This is a genomic window from Ureibacillus acetophenoni, from assembly GCF_900220965.1.
Classification (GTDB): Bacteria; Bacillota; Bacilli; order Bacillales_A; family Planococcaceae; genus Ureibacillus; species Ureibacillus acetophenoni.
In genome coordinates this window covers 1-18,080 of sequence record NZ_OBQC01000024.1, presented here as the reverse complement: position 1 = coordinate 18,080, position 18,080 = coordinate 1, and the positions used below count along the sequence as shown (strand labels likewise).

At 35.0% G+C, this 18,080-nt stretch carries 16 protein-coding genes and 1 rRNA gene; 15 read left to right on the top strand and 2 right to left on the bottom strand.

The window, feature by feature from the left end; genetic code table 11:
• Positions 1–139 precede the first annotated feature (139 nt).
• The gene (locus tag CRO45_RS20185; protein ID WP_170949566.1) at positions 140–307 is read right to left on the bottom strand and encodes a hypothetical protein; all 168 of its coding nucleotides are present in this window, start codon (positions 305–307) and stop codon (positions 140–142) included.
• A gap of 225 nt (positions 308–532) precedes the next feature.
• Between CRO45_RS20185 and CRO45_RS19175 the strand changes: the two genes are divergently transcribed.
• The 13 genes from CRO45_RS19175 to dusB all read left to right on the top strand — a co-directional run bounded on the left by CRO45_RS19175 (position 533) and on the right by dusB (position 15,015).
• Positions 533–2,926: a SpoIIE family protein phosphatase gene (locus CRO45_RS19175; protein WP_097151241.1), complete on the top strand. Its 2,394-nt coding sequence runs from the start codon at positions 533–535 to the stop codon at positions 2,924–2,926.
• Between the two features lie 24 nt (positions 2,927–2,950).
• The gene (gene tilS, locus CRO45_RS19170; protein ID WP_097151240.1) at positions 2,951–4,381 is read left to right on the top strand and encodes a tRNA lysidine(34) synthetase TilS; all 1,431 of its coding nucleotides are present in this window, start codon (positions 2,951–2,953) and stop codon (positions 4,379–4,381) included.
• Between the two features lie 104 nt (positions 4,382–4,485).
• Positions 4,486–5,028: a hypoxanthine phosphoribosyltransferase gene (gene hpt / locus CRO45_RS19165; RefSeq protein ID WP_097151239.1), complete on the top strand. Its 543-nt coding sequence runs from the start codon at positions 4,486–4,488 to the stop codon at positions 5,026–5,028.
• 131 nt (positions 5,029–5,159) lie between these two features.
• Positions 5,160–7,208, top strand: coding sequence for an ATP-dependent zinc metalloprotease FtsH (ftsH, locus tag CRO45_RS19160; RefSeq protein WP_097151238.1), 2,049 nt, complete (start codon positions 5,160–5,162; stop codon positions 7,206–7,208).
• Between the two features lie 308 nt (positions 7,209–7,516).
• Positions 7,517–8,284 (top strand): type III pantothenate kinase, encoded by a 768-nt coding sequence (locus CRO45_RS19155; RefSeq protein WP_097151237.1) that lies wholly within the window; start codon positions 7,517–7,519, stop codon positions 8,282–8,284.
• Between the two features lie 17 nt (positions 8,285–8,301).
• On the top strand, positions 8,302–9,186 hold the full coding sequence (gene hslO, locus CRO45_RS19150) for an Hsp33 family molecular chaperone HslO (protein WP_097151236.1): 885 nt from the start codon (positions 8,302–8,304) through the stop codon (positions 9,184–9,186).
• A complete protein-coding gene (locus CRO45_RS19145) occupies positions 9,167–10,129 on the top strand; it encodes a peptidyl-prolyl cis-trans isomerase (RefSeq protein WP_235864678.1) in 963 nt (320 codons plus the stop codon). The genes hslO and CRO45_RS19145 overlap by 20 nt, the downstream gene beginning before the upstream one ends.
• A gap of 129 nt (positions 10,130–10,258) precedes the next feature.
• Complete coding sequence (gene cysK / locus CRO45_RS19140; RefSeq protein WP_097151234.1) at positions 10,259–11,188, top strand: cysteine synthase A; 930 nt, start codon at positions 10,259–10,261, stop codon at positions 11,186–11,188.
• A 119-nt stretch (positions 11,189–11,307) separates the two neighbouring features.
• Complete coding sequence (locus tag CRO45_RS19135) at positions 11,308–12,141, top strand: aminotransferase class IV (protein ID WP_097151233.1); 834 nt, start codon at positions 11,308–11,310, stop codon at positions 12,139–12,141.
• Entirely contained in the window at positions 12,141–13,004 is an 864-nt protein-coding gene (gene folP / locus CRO45_RS19130; RefSeq protein WP_097151232.1) for a dihydropteroate synthase, read from the top strand. Before CRO45_RS19135 ends, folP begins: the two co-directional genes overlap by 1 nt.
• Positions 13,005–13,023: 19 nt before the next feature.
• Positions 13,024–13,395, top strand: coding sequence for a dihydroneopterin aldolase (gene folB / locus CRO45_RS19125; RefSeq protein WP_097151231.1), 372 nt, complete (start codon positions 13,024–13,026; stop codon positions 13,393–13,395).
• Positions 13,388–13,912, top strand: a complete 525-nt coding sequence (folK, locus tag CRO45_RS19120) for a 2-amino-4-hydroxy-6-hydroxymethyldihydropteridine diphosphokinase (RefSeq protein ID WP_097151230.1) — start codon at positions 13,388–13,390, stop codon at positions 13,910–13,912. The genes folB and folK overlap by 8 nt, the downstream gene beginning before the upstream one ends.
• 89 nt (positions 13,913–14,001) lie before the next feature.
• The gene (gene dusB / locus CRO45_RS19115) at positions 14,002–15,015 is read left to right on the top strand and encodes a tRNA dihydrouridine synthase DusB (protein ID WP_268878140.1); all 1,014 of its coding nucleotides are present in this window, start codon (positions 14,002–14,004) and stop codon (positions 15,013–15,015) included.
• Positions 15,016–15,063: 48 nt separating this feature from the next.
• Here the strand turns inward: dusB and CRO45_RS19110 are convergent, their stop codons facing one another.
• Positions 15,064–15,543 carry a DinB family protein gene (locus tag CRO45_RS19110; RefSeq protein WP_097151229.1) on the bottom strand — a complete coding sequence of 160 codons (480 nt, stop codon included), beginning with the start codon at positions 15,541–15,543 and terminating at the stop codon, positions 15,064–15,066.
• A 214-nt stretch (positions 15,544–15,757) separates the two neighbouring features.
• On the opposite strand from CRO45_RS19110, the gene lysS reads away from it, so the two are divergent.
• Together lysS and CRO45_RS19100 are read left to right on the top strand one after the other, a co-directional pair.
• The gene (gene lysS, locus CRO45_RS19105) at positions 15,758–17,257 is read left to right on the top strand and encodes a lysine--tRNA ligase (protein ID WP_170949567.1); all 1,500 of its coding nucleotides are present in this window, start codon (positions 15,758–15,760) and stop codon (positions 17,255–17,257) included.
• Between the two features lie 633 nt (positions 17,258–17,890).
• Positions 17,891–18,080 (top strand): 16S ribosomal RNA (locus CRO45_RS19100); the annotation flags it as partial.

Genomic DNA, 18,080 nt, shown 5'->3' with positions numbered 1-18,080 from the left:
ATTCAATTAAACACATTGGTAAGCCGTATGCCTTAATAGGGCACGTACGGTTTGATGAGGGGGTGGCCATGAAAATGGTCACCCTACTCTATTTTGTATAAAAACTATTTTTTAAAAGTGTATGTACAGTCCTTCCAAACTATAGTAGACGTTTCGTTAGAGCTATAAGATTTATCACCGTAATGATAAGTCCAGCTATTAGTGCAATCAATTGTAAAATAAAATGAATTGGCGCAACAGAACCAACTACAATTAGAAGTGCACCAATAAAAATCGATAATGCTAACTTCCAATATTTATCAAACATCGTCCATCCTCCAGACAATTATGGATTCCCATCTACTATCATAGCTTATACGACGAAGACTTAAAAGATAGCTTCATTGATGTCGATAAAACGACATTTATTTTTAGAATGTAGGGTTATCTATTATTTCGTCGAACACTTTTCTTTATTTCCTTCACCACTAGACAAATTTTCCAAGAAATATTTTATATAATGGTTCGAAACTATTAGAAGGGGATGAAGATAATGGCAAACATCGAAACAGTTTCAGAAAAGGCATTATTAAACGGGATCAAAGACGGCTTCTCTATTAAAAAGATTAGTCTTATTATACATTTATTCTTCTTTTTACTAGCTTTGTTTCTATCACAGACCGTCATGTTTGGTGCAGCAGTCCCATTTTTATTACCACTTTGGGCCATCGTTAGACAACGATACGAAAACGAAAAGATGTGGGTTTTAATTGGGGGGATCGTTGGTGCTGTCACTTTAGGGTTAGGACAAGTGTTAATATTAGGCTTACAACTAATATTGTATGAATTGTTTACCCGTTTTCGTTATTGGAAGTTGCCGACAAGTTTCGCCGTAGCGTTAGCTATACTGATTGGACAATTTGTGTGGCAAACAACGTTACATTTCGGTTTTCCACCTTTCATCATTCAACTTTACATTTATTACGAAGTAGTTTTAGCGTTCTTTATGACGATTTTTGTACAACTATTTTTTGTTCAACCACACCAATTTTGGACAAAAGGTTGGAATTATGAACGTGTTGGTGCAGGATTAGTCATTTTAGCTATGGCACTAACGGGAATGAATTCAATTGTAGTCTCCTATTTTGGCTTAGCACCATTTGTCATGCACCTTGGAATTCTTATAGCTGCTTATGCTGGTGGGGTACCCATCTCAGCAACTATCGCAATTATTGTAGGTACTCTAGTAGGAATATCTGAACTATCTTTTACAGGAATCATTGCAGTATATGGATTGACTGGAGTGGTAGCAGGATTATTTACTGGATTAGGTCGATCAGGAGTTGTAATTGGAAGTATTGTACCTAGCATTTTCTTTTTCTTTTACGACACAACATTACCTATAGATACCGTATATTTTGTTTCAATTTTAGTGGCGGGTATCGCATTTTTTGCAATTCCTCAAACTGTTTTTGACTTTTTACAAGATATTATCCATCCAAAGCGTGATGAGGTACTTCTACAACGTCAAGAATGGGTTACTGCAAATACAAAAGCAAAATTGGAAACGTTTCAAAATTTCGTAGTTTTCTTAAAGGAGCTCGTTTTTGATCGGTTTACATCAACTGAAACAATTAAAACTATGAGAAAAATAGAACCGAGTCAAACGTGTATGAGTTGTTTCCGCTATGATCGCTGTTGGGGTAGTAAAAATAATGGAATGGAAGAACTTATTGAAAATTGGTTTGTAGCAAAGTCTGGGGTTAAAGTTGCAGAACAAACAATGGCTGAAGAAAAAATTAAATTAAAATGTGTGAAATCTACAAAGTTATTGGAAGAATTGGATTATCAATTATATAACGATAAAATTAACGGGGAGTTTTACCACGGAAAGAAAATGATTGCATTACAACTTAAGGATTTAAGCAATCACCTAAACAAATTAATGCAAGAAATGGAAAGTGAAACATTAACTTTTAAGACGATAGAAGATGAATTGTATCAAAAGCTAAGAACGGCCTATGTACAATGTTTCCAGATAGATATTTTAAATAATACGGTGGGAGAGCGTGTAATTGTTTGTTCTATTGCAAAAAGGCATAAAACTGTTGAAGAACAACATATGCTCTGTGAAAGAATTCTTCTTCCAATTCTTTATGAAGTATTTGAAGAGCCTTTCCAGGTTGAAAAAATACTAGATCAAAAACAACCATTTGCTCATTTACAAATTAGGTTCCGTTCGGCAGTTCGTTACCAAATAGATTATGATATATACAGTAAAGCAAAGGATTCGTGGGTATCTGGAGATACACATGCAGTGTTCCACATTCATCCTGGTTTAGTAGCAGTTATGCTTTCAGATGGAATGGGACAAAGTAGAGAAGCGCAACGAGAAAGTCGACGTTTAGTACGATTAATGAGAGATTGTTTAAGTTATAATATGAATCCAGAGACTGCAATGCACACACTGCACTATGTCATGTCACTTAACCGTGAAGTAGATATGTATGCAACAATAGACTTTGCATTAGTTGATTTACAAAAAGGTGATTTGTGGTCATGGAAAGCTGGTAGTATGTCTACGTATATATTACGTGGTAACCGTTTAATTAAAGTCGAAGGTGCAGCAGCTCCAGTTGGATTTATGCCAGTATTCTCCATTGAGACAGAGAAGGTTAAAATACTTGCAGATGACTATGTTGTTATGGTTTCTGACGGTCTATTCTCTGGTGATCATGATTGGGATGAGCAAGAACAATACTTTGTTGAAATATTAAAAAATAATATTGAAAATGAAATACCAATAGATATTATGTTATACGATTTAATGGAACAATATCAGCAAAGATACGATGTAGATGACGATTGTACAATAATGGTATTTAATGTTGGACATGTTGTACCACAATGGTCAGTTTTTAAGCCAAATCAGAAAGTCGTATCATAAAAAGTTTAAGTGTGGGGTGAGAAGATGGTTTCATTTGACCAAAAAGTGCATACATTTATTGACCAACATGAGTTAATTCAAAAGGGAGACCGTCTTCTCATAGGTTGTTCTGGAGGAATTGATTCAATGGGATTACTCCATTACTTAATGGATATAAGAAAAAAAATTGAAATTGAGATTTTTGTTGCCCATGTGGATCATATGCTAAGAGGTAAGGTGTCATTAGAGGATCGAATATTTGTTGAGAATTTTTGTAAAGATAATGGGATAACTGTATTTAGTACATCGATCCCTATTCCAAAATTGTTAGAAGAAGAGGGAGGGAATTCACAAGCTGTTTGTCGTCGAGAAAGATATGGATATTTTGCTAAGGTAATGGAAGAAAACTCTATTCAAAAGCTCGTAACTGCTCACCATGCAGATGACCAGTTAGAATCTATCCTTATGTCGATAACTAAAACAGGGTCATTGTCTGGTCTAAAAGGAATGTATGCCATGCGCAACTTTACTTTTGGGACAATTGTACGTCCATTTTTATCGGTTACAAAAGATGAAATTAGGGAATATTTAGAAAGTAAAGGAGGTACCTATAGAGAAGATAGTAGTAATGCAAAAGATGATTACACACGAAATCGCTTTAGACATAATATTATTCCGCTAATGAAAAATGAGAATATTCATGTTCCCAAAAATGCTGTTCAACTTGCTCAGCAATTGCAAGAAGATGATGATTATCTTTTCACATTGGCCAAAGGGGAATTTCCCCAAGTGGTAACTAAAGTTGGAGATGATAGTTTTTTACTAGATATTCCTTCCTTAAAAAAAGAACCTGTTTCTTTACAAAGAAGAATCATTTTAATACTATTAAACTATCTATATAATAATTCTGAATTTTCTAATAGCGAGACTATCGTTCGTTCTATCCAAAACTTAAGTAATACTCAGCAAGGTAATTCAACAGTCCATCTTCCAAACCAATTAGTTGCACATAGAAAATATAGTGAAATATTGTTTGAAAAGATGGAAGACGTTAATATACACTCAGTAAAATTACTCCATTTTAATGAGTGGAATGATTTAGAAAGTGGCATTTGTGTATACATAGGAGACGCCTCTAATGTAACAAAGTCCAAGAGATTAGATTGTTGTTTAGAATATTATTGTAGCTCCAATAATTTTAAAGCACCATTTTGCGTTCGAACTAGAAAAGATGGAGATCGAATTCATTTAAAGGGAATGGAAAGTCCAAAGAGATTATCGCGTCTTTTTATAGATGAAAAAGTACCTTTAAAGGACCGTGATCATTGGCCATTACTTGTTGATGCCGATGACAATATTATGGCAGTGATTGGTATTCGTGAGAACCAAAATATTTCAAAAATTCAACACGCTCAAGATGATATTAAAATTGTTATCGAGTACAATAATATATATGGTAAAAAAATATTCAATTAGGTTAAGAAAATATGCAAGCTGTTAGCGAAAGAGCGTACAATGTTATATTATGGACTTACAATTTTTTAACTTAATAATTGATAGTTACTACAGGAGGAACGTAGATGATTCAGCAAGATATAGAAAAAATAATGATTACGGAAGAGCAAATTCAAGAAAGAATTAAAGAGATTGGTAAGCAATTAACAGAAGAGTATAAGGACCAATTCCCACTTGCTGTTGGTGTACTAAAAGGTGCTACACCTTTTATGACAGATTTAATGAAACGTTATGATTCATATATTGAAATTGATTTCATGGATGTTTCTAGTTATGGAAATGCAACAGTTTCTTCTGGAGAAGTTAAGATTTTAAAGGATTTAAATACAAGCGTTGAAGGACGCGACGTAATTATTATTGAAGATATTATTGATAGTGGGTTAACGCTTAGCTATTTAGTTGATTTATTTAAATACCGTAAAGCAAAATCCATTAAAATTGTAACGCTTTTAGATAAACCATCTGGTAGAAAAGTTGACTTATCAGCTGATATTGTCGGTTTCCAAGTTCCAGATGGCTTTGTAGTAGGATATGGATTAGATTACGCAGAAAAATACAGAAACTTACCATATATTGGTATTTTAAAACGAGAAGTTTACTCATTCTAAATGTTTTATGTAAACATTTCGACAAAATTTTGGAAAAAGTTTTTTTGGCAGGGCTTTTCGTTGTATGATGAAATCATGATATGTTAAGATTTTACTTATAGTTTTTCTGTTATGTTGTGAGGAGGCTGGGGATGAATCGAATATTTCGATACACCATATTTTATTTATTAATTTTTCTCGTGATAATCGGTATTTTTGGAACATTCAATGGAGGAAAAGCTCCATCTGAAAAGTTAACTTATCATGAGTTTTTAAACGCATTAGAAACAGGTAAGATCACAGAAGCAACGATACAACCTGATAATTTGGTGTATGTAGTTCAAGGTAAACTTGTAGGTTATGAAGAAGGGCAAACATTTACTGTAAACTTCCCTCAAGATAACCAAGGAATACAAGACAAAATTAACGAAGCGAGAGAAAATAATCCTAAAATTGAATGGCTACCTGCCCCTGAAACTAGCGGATGGGTTCAATTCTTTACAGGGATTATTCCATTTATCATTATTATCATTTTATTCTTCTTCCTATTGAGTCAATCTCAAGGTGGCGGTAATAAGGTGATGAACTTTGGTAAAAGCAAAGCGAAATTATACGATTCTGAAAAGAAAAAAGTACGCTTTGTTGACGTTGCTGGAGCTGATGAAGAGAAACAAGAACTTGTTGAAGTTGTTGATTTCCTAAAAGATCATCGTAAATTTACCGAAATGGGAGCGCGTATTCCAAAGGGTATTTTACTAGTTGGTCCTCCAGGTACAGGTAAAACTTTACTTGCTCGAGCTGTTGCGGGTGAAGCTGGTGTACCATTCTTCTCTATTTCAGGTTCTGACTTCGTAGAAATGTTTGTCGGTGTCGGAGCAAGTCGTGTTCGAGACTTATTTGAAAATGCAAAGAAAAATGCACCATGTATTATCTTTATTGATGAGATTGATGCGGTTGGTCGTCAACGTGGAGCTGGTTTAGGTGGAGGTCACGATGAACGTGAACAAACATTAAACCAATTACTAGTTGAGATGGATGGTTTCGGTGTAAATGAAGGAATTATCATTATCGCCGCTACTAACCGCCCAGATATATTAGACCCTGCTTTACTTCGTCCTGGTCGTTTTGACCGACAAATTACAGTTGGTCGCCCAGATGTAAAGGGTCGTGAAGCGATTCTAAAAGTTCATGCACGTAACAAACCTTTACGTGAAGATGTAGATTTAAAAGCAATTGCACAACGTACACCAGGCTTTTCTGGTGCGGATTTAGAAAACTTACTAAACGAGGCTGCCCTTGTTGCAACTCGTCGCAATAAAAAGAAAATCGACATGGGAGATCTTGATGAAGCAAGTGACCGCGTAATTGCAGGTCCAGCAAAAACAAGCCGTGTCATCTCTGAAAAAGAAAGAAACATTGTTGCGTTCCATGAAGCGGGACATGTTGTTGTCGGTTTAACTTTAGATCAAGCTGAAAAAGTACACAAGGTAACGATTGTACCGCGTGGGCAAGCTGGTGGTTATGCGGTAATGTTACCTAAGGAAGACCGATATTTCATGACAAAACCAGAGTTGTTAGACAAAATTGCTGGTTTACTTGGTGGACGTGTAGCGGAAGATATTACGTTTGGTGAAGTGTCTACAGGTGCTCATAACGACTTCCAACGTGCTACAAGTATTGCTCGTTCAATGGTAACTGAGTACGGTATGAGTGACAAATTAGGTCCAATGCAGTTTGGAAGTAGCCAAGGTGGCAATGTGTTCTTAGGACGTGACTTTAATTCTGAACAAAATTACTCAGACTCTATTGCATATGAAATTGATAAAGAAATGCAATCCATTATCGTTGAACAGTATGAACGTACAAAACAAATCCTTACAGAAAAACGTGATTTATTAACTTTAATTGCTGAAACATTGTTAGAAGTAGAAACTTTAGATGCTCAGCAAATTGAACATTTAAGAGATCATGGAAAACTTCCTGAACGAGTAGACTACTCAAAAGTTGATGGGGAAGAGGCTGAAAAGTCAAAACAAACTCCTGAAACTGGTGAATCAAATGATGCAATTATTGAAACATCTGGTTCTACCTCTTTAGAAAGTGAAATTGGTCGTCGTTCTTCTGATCCAACGACTTCTGACCTACCAAAAGAAGGTTCAGCAGACCAAAATAGAGGAATTCAAGACGATACAAATAAATAAAAATGAGCTGATTGTTTACTCTTAGTAGACAATCAGCTTTTTCATTGGTAATACTCATTGTTTTTAATACAATGTTTCAATTAATACTTATAAATGAATAAGTCGAATTCGCTTTTGAGCGGAATCTACATACGACATAACCGTAATTATGTGTATTTGCACATAATTTTTAATATGTCGTATATCAATTATGGTGGAGCAAAGTTTTTAATTAAAATATTAGCGATGTTTAAGATTAACCAACTATTTAGTAACTATGGTAATATTTCAATAAAGTGTTCTTATAATTCATAACGGATGTGAAAGAGATGATTCTAGTATTAGATGCTGGAAATTCAACAATTGATTTAGGAGTATACCGAGATAATCATCTTTTATATCATTGGCGCATGGAAACAAATTTGCATAAAACAGAAGACGAATACGCCATGCAAGTAAAGATGTTTTTCATACATGAAAATATGAAATTTGAAGATATAGAAGGAGTCATTATTTCCTCTGTAGTTCCATCAATTATGTATTCTTTACAAGAAATGTGCCGCAAATATCTTAAAATAAATCCTCTTATAGTTGGTCCCGGAGTAAAAACTGGTTTGAATATTAAATATGAGAACCCGAGACAAGTTGGATCTGATCGAATTGTAAATGCGGTTGCAGCAATTACTGAGTATGGTGGTAGACCAATTATTATTGTAGATTTTGGGACGGCTATTACGTATTGTTACATTGATGAAAAAGGCAATTATATAGGTGGAGCAATTACACCAGGCATTACTATTTCGTTAGAAGCATTATTTAATGAAGCATCCAAACTACCACGTATTGAATTATTAAAACCAACGAATGTTATTGGGAAAAACACAGTCACTGCTATGCAATCGGGCATTTTTTATGGATTTATAGGACAAGTTGAGGGAATTGTTAACCGCATAATCGAGCAAAGTAAGGAAGAACCGATTGTTATTGCAACAGGTGGCCTTTCAAAGTTATTTGGATATGAAACAAAAGTGATTGATATTGTTGATCCTCTACTAACATTAAAAGGTCTGTATATTTTATATAAAAGAAATCAATAGAAATGAGGAATTCAAAAATGAGTGATTATTTAGTAAGAGCATTAGCTTATGATGGAAAAGTACGAGCTTTTGCTGCTAGAACAACAGAAACTGTAGGCGAAGCACAAAGACGTCATAATACTTGGCCAACTGCAACTGCTGCGTTAGGCCGTTCTATTACTGGTGGCGTAATTATGGGTGCTATGCTTAAAGGTGACGATAAAATAACAGTAAAAATTGAAGGTAATGGTCCAATTGGTCCTATTATTGTGGATTCAAATGCAAAAGGAGAAGTGCGAGGCTTTGTTACGAATCCTCATGTTCACTTCGAGTTAAATGATATTGGCAAACTAGATGTTCGTCGTGCGGTTGGAACTGAAGGTGCTTTAACAGTCGTAAAAGATTTAGGTTTACGTGACATGTTCTCGGGCCAAACACCAATTGTTTCAGGAGAAATTGCAGAAGATTTTACATATTATTTTGCTGTTTCTGAACAAGTACCTTCCTCTGTAGGATTAGGAGTTTTAGTAAATCCAGATAACACTGTTTTAGCTTCAGGTGGATTTATTGTTCAATTAATGCCTGGTTGTGACGATGAAGTAATTACAAAAATTGAAAAACAATTATCATCTATTGAACCAGTTTCAAAAATGATTGAAAAAGGTTTGACACCAGAGGAAATTTTAGAAGCTGTATTAGGAAAAGAACAAGTGAAAGTATTAAATTCAATGCCATTAGAATTTAAATGTCAATGTTCAAAAGAACGTTTTGGAGCAGCAATTATGAGTTTGGGCGTAGGTGAGATTCAAGAGATGATAGACGAAGATGGCGGGGCTGAGGCAGAATGTCATTTTTGTTTAGAAAAATATAATTTTGATGAATCAGAATTAAAAGGTTTCATCAATGAAATACAGGAGCACTAGTACTCAGACGCAACATAGACCTACAACTATGGAAAATAAAACGCCCATTTCAAAACGTCGCTTAAAAACAAAGCCTACGTTAATCGTTATGTTTATACTACTTGTCGGAAATATCTTTTGGTTTATTCTCTGGATTTTAGGAATTGGAACAGGTGGCAATGGTGGCGACGAAATTGTCGCTACCGTTGATGGGGAAGAAATTACTCGTCAACAATGGATGGCCACAATGGAAAGCCAATACGGAAAAGAGACGTTACACTCTATGGTAAATGATGCTGTAATGGAAAGAGCTGCTAAAGAATATGACATTACGGTAACCGATGGAGAGATTGACCTAGAAATAGCATTAATGAGTTCTACAAAAGATTTAGATACCTCTTTAAAAATATTTGATGAACAACAAACTCGTCAAAAAATACGAGCACAGCTCATTTTAGAAAAGGTATTAACGAAAGATATTGTCATTGAAGATTCTATCATTCAAGAGGTTTATGAGGAAAATAGATCTCTATATAATACACCAACTACATATCGGACAAGCATTATTGTTGTCGGCTCATTAGATGAAGCATTACAGGTTCAAAATGAGTTGAAAAATGGTTCAGACTTCTCATTACTTGCAAGAGAACGTTCCATAGATACATCTTCATCAAGTTTAGGTGGAAATATTGGATATATTACTGCTAGTCAATCAAACATAGACTCAAGTATCCAAAGAGAAGTCCAGGATTTAAAGGCTGATGAAATTAGTGAGCCAATCGCCCTTAGTAATGGGAATTACGGCCTACTTTTAGTTTCTGAAATTATTGAAGGGAAATCCTTTAAGTTTGAGGAAGTAAAAGATCATATTAAAACGGAATTGGCAATGGAACAATTACCTACTAACGTATCAACAGAAATGTTTTGGGAAGAATTTAATGTAACAACCTATTATTTAAAATAGTTCTGGAAGACCTACAAATGAATTGACAAATTTTGTAGGTCTTTTTATTGACAATATTTGTTTTAGGTAATATACTAACTATATAAAACATATAAATATAGTAGGGATTATAAAAAGGGAGGAAATGTCATGAGTAAAATTGCAAGTTCAGTTACAGAATTAGTTGGTCGTACACCAATCGTTAAACTTAACCATGCAACAACTGAAAACGAAGGTACGGTATATGTAAAATTAGAGTTCTTCAATCCAGGAAGTTCAGTAAAAGATCGTATTGCATTAGCAATGGTTGAAGATGCAGAGAAAAAAGGCGTTTTAAAAGCTGGTGGAACTATTATTGAACCGACTTCAGGTAACACTGGTATTGGTTTAGCGATGGTAGCTGCAGCAAAAGGGTACCGTGCTATTTTAGTAATGCCTGAGACAATGAGTATTGAACGTCGTAAATTATTACGTGCTTATGGAGCAGAGTTAGTGTTAACTCCAGGTCCTGAAGGCATGAAAGGTGCTATTGCTAAAGCAAAAGAATTAGCCGACGAAAATGGCTACTTTATGCCACAGCAATTTGAAAATGACGCGAACGCTGAAATTCACCGTTTAACAACTGGCCCTGAAATTGTTGAAGCCTTTGATGGTGTGAAATTAGATGCATTTGTATCAGGTATTGGTACTGGTGGTACAATTACAGGTGCTGGTCAAGTATTAAAAGAAAAATATCCTGAAATTGAAATCATTGCAGTTGAACCAAAAGATTCTCCAGTACTTTCAGAAGGTAAATCTGGTTCTCACAAAATCCAAGGTATTGGTGCTGGATTCGTTCCAAAAGTTTTAAATACAGAAGTTTACACGTCTGTTTTCACTGTAGATAATGAAACAGCATTCGAAGTTGCACGTAAAACTGGCCGTGAAGAAGGTATTTTAGTAGGTATTTCTTCTGGTGCAGCAATCCATGCAGCAATTGAAACAGCTAAACGCCTTGGTAAAGGTTCGAATGTTTTAGCAATCGTTCCTTCTAATGGTGAGCGTTATTTATCAACTGCATTATATAACTTTGAAGACTAATTAGTTATTAATAGACAAAATCTCTTTACATAGGGATTTTGTCTTTTTTATTATGTATCATTTAAGCAAGTATGCTATCTTCGTAGTAATTAAGTTTACTTTGAAAGGCTGGCGTGTAAATGATTCTTTGGATGAATGGGAAATATATTAATGATTCGGAATGTGGAATTTCTCCTTTGGACCATGGATATTTATATGGATTCACTTTCTTTGAAAAATTCCGTACTTATAAAGGACAGGTTATTTTATTTCAAGAACACTACAATCAGTTAATAAAGAAATTGAATCAATTTCATATTAAGATGCCTCATTCAGTTATGGATGTTTACCAGGTCATTAAGGAATTATCAAGTAAAGATCAGGATAAAAATAATATATTTCTACTGAGTGTTTCAGCAGGAAATGCCCATCCACCTTTACAATTTCAAGAAACATACAATCACCCGAATGTAATGATTATTCGAACCGAATTATTCCCCAGGAAACGGGGAGTAGAAAAGTCAGCTAAATGGCTCGAAGTAAGTAATGGTTTTTCTATAAATGAAAATAAATACTTAGGAAGCTTAGAAATAAGTGACCCAGAACATATAGAAGGATTACTAATAACGGAAAGAGGAATAATTACTGAAGGTTTGACATCTACTATCTTCTTTGCAAAAGAGGGAACACTATTTACACCATCGTTGTCTTTAGGTGTAAGTCCCAGCGTAATTAGACAATGGGTTATAAATACTGCCATACAGATGGGCTATCGAGTAGTGGAAGATTTATTTATAAAAAAAGATTTAGAAGAAGCGTATGAATGCTTTGTTGCGAACTCAGTTGAAGAGCTAATCCCTATATCAAACATAGGAAACATAAAGTTCTTAGGTAGAGATGGTACAATATATCAACGTCTACATCAGGCATACATAGAGGAAATATTAAAGACAGTTAGGAAAGGCGAATGTTGATGCTATCAAAATATACAAAACCAATCACTCTAAATAATATCGAACTAGATTATACAAAAGAGACATTTGTAATGGGGATTTTAAATGTAACACCAGATTCTTTTTCGGACGGTGGTCAATACAACTCCATTGAAACTGCAATTGAACATGCGAAAAAAATGGTTGCTGAAGGTGCGAAAATTATTGATGTTGGTGGGGAATCGACTCGACCAGGATATACACGTATATCGGATGAAGAAGAAATTTCACGAGTTGTTCCAATTATTCAAGCTTTATTAAAAGAGGTTCCCGCCATTATTTCCATTGATACGTATAAATCAGCTGTAGCACGTGCTGCAATTGAAGCGGGTGCCCACATTATTAATGATATTTGGGGTGCGAAAAAGGATCCGTTCATTGCAAAGGTTGCGGCAGAGTTAAATGTGCCGATTATTTTAATGCATAATAGAGAAGATAAACCTTATGTGAACTATTTTGAAGACTATTTATCAGATCTTAATGAAAGTATAGCTATTGCTAAACAGGCAGGCGTACCAGATGAACATATCATTTTAGATCCTGGAATTGGATTTGTAAAAAACTTAAACCAAAGTATTGAAACAATGCAACGTCTAGACGAGTTAGTTGATTTTGGCTATCCAGTATTATTAGCTACTTCCAGAAAACGAATGATTGGTACCATCTTAAATGTACCAATTGATGAACGAGTAGAAGGTACAGCCGCAACTTGTGCTTATGGTGTGATGAAAGGCTGTCATATCGTGAGGGTCCATGATGTGAAAGAGGTAGCTCGCACAGTAAAAATGATCGATGCATTAGTAGGTAAATTTGAAGTGAAAGATGAATTACCTTCCAGACATTAAAAGAAGAAAGAGGATTTTTATGGACTATATTCATTTACGAGATATGCAGTTTTATGGATATCACGGTGTTTTAAAAGAAGAGAATGTACTTGGACAACGTTTTAGAGCAACTGTTTCATTAGCTGTTGATATTCATAAAGCAGGTTTAACAGATGAACTTGATGATACGGTAAGTTATGTCGGTGTTTACGATCTATGTAAAGAAGTGATCGAAGGAAAACCGTATAAATTAATTGAGGCAGTAGCAGAGACTGTAGCAACAAAAATTTTAGAAAGTTATCAAGGTCAGGTATTAGGTGTGAAAGTTGAAATTATCAAACCAGATCCACCGATTCCGGGACACTATAGAGAAGTTGCAGTTGAAATTACGAGAGGTCGTTTTTATGAATAAAGTTTATCTTTCACTAGGTACTAATATTGGTGATAGGGAATACAACTTAAAACTTGCCGTTAATATGTTAAATGATAGGGAAGGAATTGATATTAAAGCAATATCTTCAATATATGAAACTGCACCAGTTGGATATGTGAATCAGCCTTCTTTTTTAAATATTGCCTTACTGATTGAAACATCATTTTCGGCTCAAGAAACATTAAATGTTTGCCAATCAATTGAAAATGAACTAGGACGTGTTCGTAAAATTAGATGGGGTCCTCGTATTATTGACCTTGACATATTACTATTTAATAACGAAAATATTGAAGTTGAGAACTTAATTGTTCCACATCCAAGAATGTTTGAACGTGCTTTTGTACTAGTGCCTTTACTAGAGATTGCAAAAGAGTATGTAACTCCCCAATTACAGTTGGCAAGAGAGGGTCTTACTCGTATGAATTTAAACGAAGAGGGCATTTCTAAATGGAAAGGAACAAAAAGCGTTCAGGATTTTTTAAAGATAGAAAAGTAGTTAATTCTATTAAACTTATATAAAGAGAATTACTTTCATTGTTCGATATAGATAAAAAGGGCGAAAGCTTTCAAGAGGAGGAAACAGTTTTGACAACACAAGAAAAGCCATTCCAAATAGGCGATATCGTCATGGATAACCGTGTTGTGTTAGCACCAATGGCTGGTGTATGTAATTCCGCTTTCCGATTAACCGTAAAAGAATTCGGAGCTGGATTAGTATATGCCGAAATGATAAGCGATAAAGGACTAATCCAACGTAATCAAAAAACATTAGATATGTTATATATAGATGAACGTGAATATCCGCTTTCGCTACAAATCTTTGGTGGGGAAAAAGAAACGTTAGTAGAAGCAGCCAAATTTGTTGATCAAAATACTAATGCAAGTATTATCGACATTAATATGGGTTGTCCTGTAAATAAAATTATTAAATGCGAAGCAGGAGCTAAATGGTTACTTGACCCGAACAAAATTTATGAAATGGTGTCAGCTGTAGTTGATGCTGTAGAAAAACCGGTAAGTGTTAAGATGCGAATTGGTTGGGATGAAGAACATATCTTTGCAGTAGAAAACGCACAAGCAGCAGAACGCGCGGGAGCTTCTGCAATTGCGATGCATGGTCGTACACGTGTGCAAATGTATGAAGGTAAGGCGAACTGGGATATTTTAAGGGAAGTTAAGAAAAACATTAACATTCCATTCATCGGTAACGGGGATGTTGAAACTCCGCAAGATGCAAAACGTATGATAGACGAAACGGGTGTTGACGCTGTTATGATCGGTCGAGCGGCGCTAGGCGACCCTTGGATGATTTACCGTACGGTGCATTATTTAGAAACGGGCGAATTAAAACCTGAACCGACTGTGCGCGAAAAAATGGACATCTGTCAGTTGCATTTTGAACGATTGATGGCACTGAAAGGTGAAAAGGTTGCTGTTCGTGAAATGCGAAAACATGCTTCATGGTATTTAAAAGGTATTCGTGGGAACGGAAAGGTACGTAATTCGATTAATCAAATTGAAACAGCTGCAGATTTGCGAGTTTTATTAAATAATGTAGTTGAGCAATTAGGAGAAAAAGAGCAAGTAGAAGCGATTTAATATAGAAAAGGGCATCCATGTTACGTATCTTGGATGCCCTCTTTCATTTTACTTTGCTAAAGCTTCTTTAGTTGGTCCCATTACACTTGGAACGTTAAGTCCTGCTTGTCTTAGTAATACTTGCATTTGTGCGCGGTGATGTGTTTGGTGATCTACCATTGCACGTAATAGGGCGCCAATTGGAGTTGGTCGACCATGACTATCAACATTTGTAGATAGTGATTCATCTGTTAACTTTTCTTTAACAGTCTTTACAACTTGTTCACTAGCGATTTTATAAGTATTAATAATTTCTTGCATTTTTTCAGGTGTAGCTGCAGGATTTAATTCCACATCTAAAGATAGTTGCACTTGCCCCATAAAGTATGCAGTTGCTGTTGTTAAATGCCAACTTAACCATTCTAGGGAGTTATGCCCCTCAACAATTTCAAAACCTTTCTTATCATCAGTAATCGCCTCGAAAACAGCTAGTGTACCACGACAGCTATTTTCCCAATCTTGAATAAAATCGTTAATTGTTCTATACATAATATTTTACTCCTTTCTAGGTTTCAATTTGGATAGTTCAGCATAATTCTAATACAATATAGACGATAATGTTAAATGATTAGATTTCAGAAAACTAAAACTATTCGTTTGCAAAATAGAAAATCGCATGAAACAGATGAATCCTAACCAAATATTGTGTACAATAGGTACATTATGGACAAACGTAAAGTCGTGCGAAACAGTAAATAAAGGAGTGATTTACGTGTCAAACATTGAAGAATTAAATGACCAACTTTTGGTGAGACGCCAAAAGATGAGTGATATACGTGAAAATGGTTTAGATCCATTTGGTAGCCGTTTTGAGCGTACCCATCTTACAACAGAAATCAAAGAACAATATGATGGGTTTACAAAAGAACAATTAGAAGAACAAACACATGAAGTTGTAATAGCTGGACGAATTATGACAAAACGTGGGAAAGGTAAAGCTGGATTTGCCCACATTCAAGACTTAGGCGGACAAATGCAAATTTACGTACGAAAAGACCATGTTGGTGATGAAGCGTATGATTTATTTAATTCTGCTGATTTAGGAGATATCGTCGGAGTTCGTGGTAATGTCTTTAAAACGAATGTTGGAGAACTTTCTGTTAAAGCAGAAGAATTCACATTCCTAACAAAATCACTACGTCCAATGCCAGAGAAATTCCATGGTTTACAAGATATCGAACAACGCTATCGTCAACGTTACTTAGACTTAATGACAAATGCAGAGAGTAAACAAACATTTATTACTCGTTCGAAAATTATACGTGCTATTCGTAACTATTTAGATAATCATGGTTATCTAGAAGTTGAAACACCAATGTTACACTCAATTGCTGGTGGTGCTTCTGCTCGTCCGTTTATTACACACCATAATGCATTAGATATGGAACTTTACATGCGTATTGCAATTGAACTTCACTTAAAACGTTTAATTGTTGGTGGTCTTGAAAAAGTATATGAAATTGGCCGTGTATTCCGTAATGAAGGGATCTCCACTCGTCATAACCCAGAGTTCACTATGATTGAACTATATGAAGCATATGCTGACTACCGTGACATTATGGCATTAACTGAAAATTTAATTGCCCATGTCGCACAAGAAGTATTAGGTACTACAACTGTTAAATACGGTGAAGATGAAATCAATCTAACAACAGGCTGGAAACGAGTGCACATGGTTGATGCTGTTAAAGAAGCAACAGGTGTAGACTTCTGGCAGCCAATGACAAAAGAACAAGCACAAGCCCTAGCGAAAGAACATGGTGTTGAAATTAAAGATATGCATGAAGTTGGACATATCATTAATGAATTCTTCGAACAAAAGGTAGAAGAAACGTTAGTACAACCTACATTTGTTTACGGACACCCAGTAGAAATTTCACCTCTTGCAAAGAAAAACCCAGAGGATCCGCGTTTCACAGATCGCTTTGAGTTATTCATCGTAAGACGTGAACATGCAAATGCATTTACAGAGTTAAATGACCCAATTGATCAAAGAGAACGATTTGAAGCGCAATTAGCTGAAAAAGAAGCGGGTAATGATGAAGCGCACGAAATGGATAATGACTTTATTGAAGCATTAGAATACGGTATGCCTCCAACAGGTGGTCTAGGTATTGGTATTGACCGTCTTGTAATGTTACTAACTAATGCTCAATCGATTCGTGACGTATTATTATTCCCAACTATGCGCCATAAAGATTAATTATTAATTTAAATAATAGGGAGTCGACAAACTGTAAAGCTAATCGACTCCTTTTTATTATGAGAATATATTAAAGCGAGAAACTTAATAATTCTTTATTGCACTATGAATAAATTGAGACTACTCTAGATAATAATGTTTGGTAGTCTGAAAAAGTGAATTTGAAAATGTTAAACATAAAATTAAATAATAAAAGAAATTATTTATTATTATTCGATCTCAAATAAATATAGAAAATAATATAATAATATTAGTTGAAATTTAGAGAAGATTAATATAAAATAAGTTAACCGTATGTTATCTATTGCTATTAGGAAATAACAAATGGCTACTCTGAAAAGTTGGAAAAACTTTTTCAGAAAAACACTTGCATTATTATAATATAGGTGTTATATTTATATGCGTCGCCAAAAACGACGGAAGATAAGAAATAAAAAGTTTTAAAAAAGTAGTTGACTCACCACTTCGGTTGTGATAAACTATAAAAGTTGTCGCTGAAGGGCGGCGAATATGAACCTTGAAAACTGAACAACAAAACGTTAATGAATTGAACGTTTCTACTATATAGAAACAAAATTTTGGACATCAATTTTGATGCCAGTTTGAATTTTGAGCTAAACTCAAATTCACCATTTTATGGAGAGTTTGATCCTGGCTCAGGACGAACGCTGGCGGCGTGCCTAATACATGCAAGTCGAGCGAACCTTTTAAAAGCTTGCTTTTGAAAGGTTAGCGGCGGACGGGTGAGTAACACGTGGGCAACCTGCCCTATAGTTTGGGATAACTCCGGGAAACCGGGGCTAATACCGGATAATACAATTTA

Bases quoted from the DNA above. Each gene is read 5' to 3' on its own strand.
- folB (WP_097151231.1), top strand. From the start codon at position 13,024: ATGGACTATATTCATTTACGAGATATGCAGTTTTATGGATATCACGGT.
- CRO45_RS19145 (WP_235864678.1), top strand. From the start codon at position 9,167: ATGAAATACAGGAGCACTAGTACTCAGACGCAACATAGACCTACAACT.
- CRO45_RS20185 (WP_170949566.1), bottom strand. From the start codon at position 307: ATGTTTGATAAATATTGGAAGTTAGCATTATCGATTTTTATTGGTGCA.
- CRO45_RS19175 (WP_097151241.1), top strand. From the start codon at position 533: ATGGCAAACATCGAAACAGTTTCAGAAAAGGCATTATTAAACGGGATC.
- folK (WP_097151230.1), top strand. From the start codon at position 13,388: ATGAATAAAGTTTATCTTTCACTAGGTACTAATATTGGTGATAGGGAA.
- hpt (WP_097151239.1), top strand. From the start codon at position 4,486: ATGATTCAGCAAGATATAGAAAAAATAATGATTACGGAAGAGCAAATT.
- tilS (WP_097151240.1), top strand. From the start codon at position 2,951: ATGGTTTCATTTGACCAAAAAGTGCATACATTTATTGACCAACATGAG.
- CRO45_RS19110 (WP_097151229.1), bottom strand. From the start codon at position 15,543: ATGTATAGAACAATTAACGATTTTATTCAAGATTGGGAAAATAGCTGT.
- ftsH (WP_097151238.1), top strand. From the start codon at position 5,160: ATGAATCGAATATTTCGATACACCATATTTTATTTATTAATTTTTCTC.
- hslO (WP_097151236.1), top strand. From the start codon at position 8,302: ATGAGTGATTATTTAGTAAGAGCATTAGCTTATGATGGAAAAGTACGA.
- CRO45_RS19135 (WP_097151233.1), top strand. From the start codon at position 11,308: ATGATTCTTTGGATGAATGGGAAATATATTAATGATTCGGAATGTGGA.
- CRO45_RS19155 (WP_097151237.1), top strand. From the start codon at position 7,517: ATGATTCTAGTATTAGATGCTGGAAATTCAACAATTGATTTAGGAGTA.
- cysK (WP_097151234.1), top strand. From the start codon at position 10,259: ATGAGTAAAATTGCAAGTTCAGTTACAGAATTAGTTGGTCGTACACCA.
- folP (WP_097151232.1), top strand. From the start codon at position 12,141: ATGCTATCAAAATATACAAAACCAATCACTCTAAATAATATCGAACTA.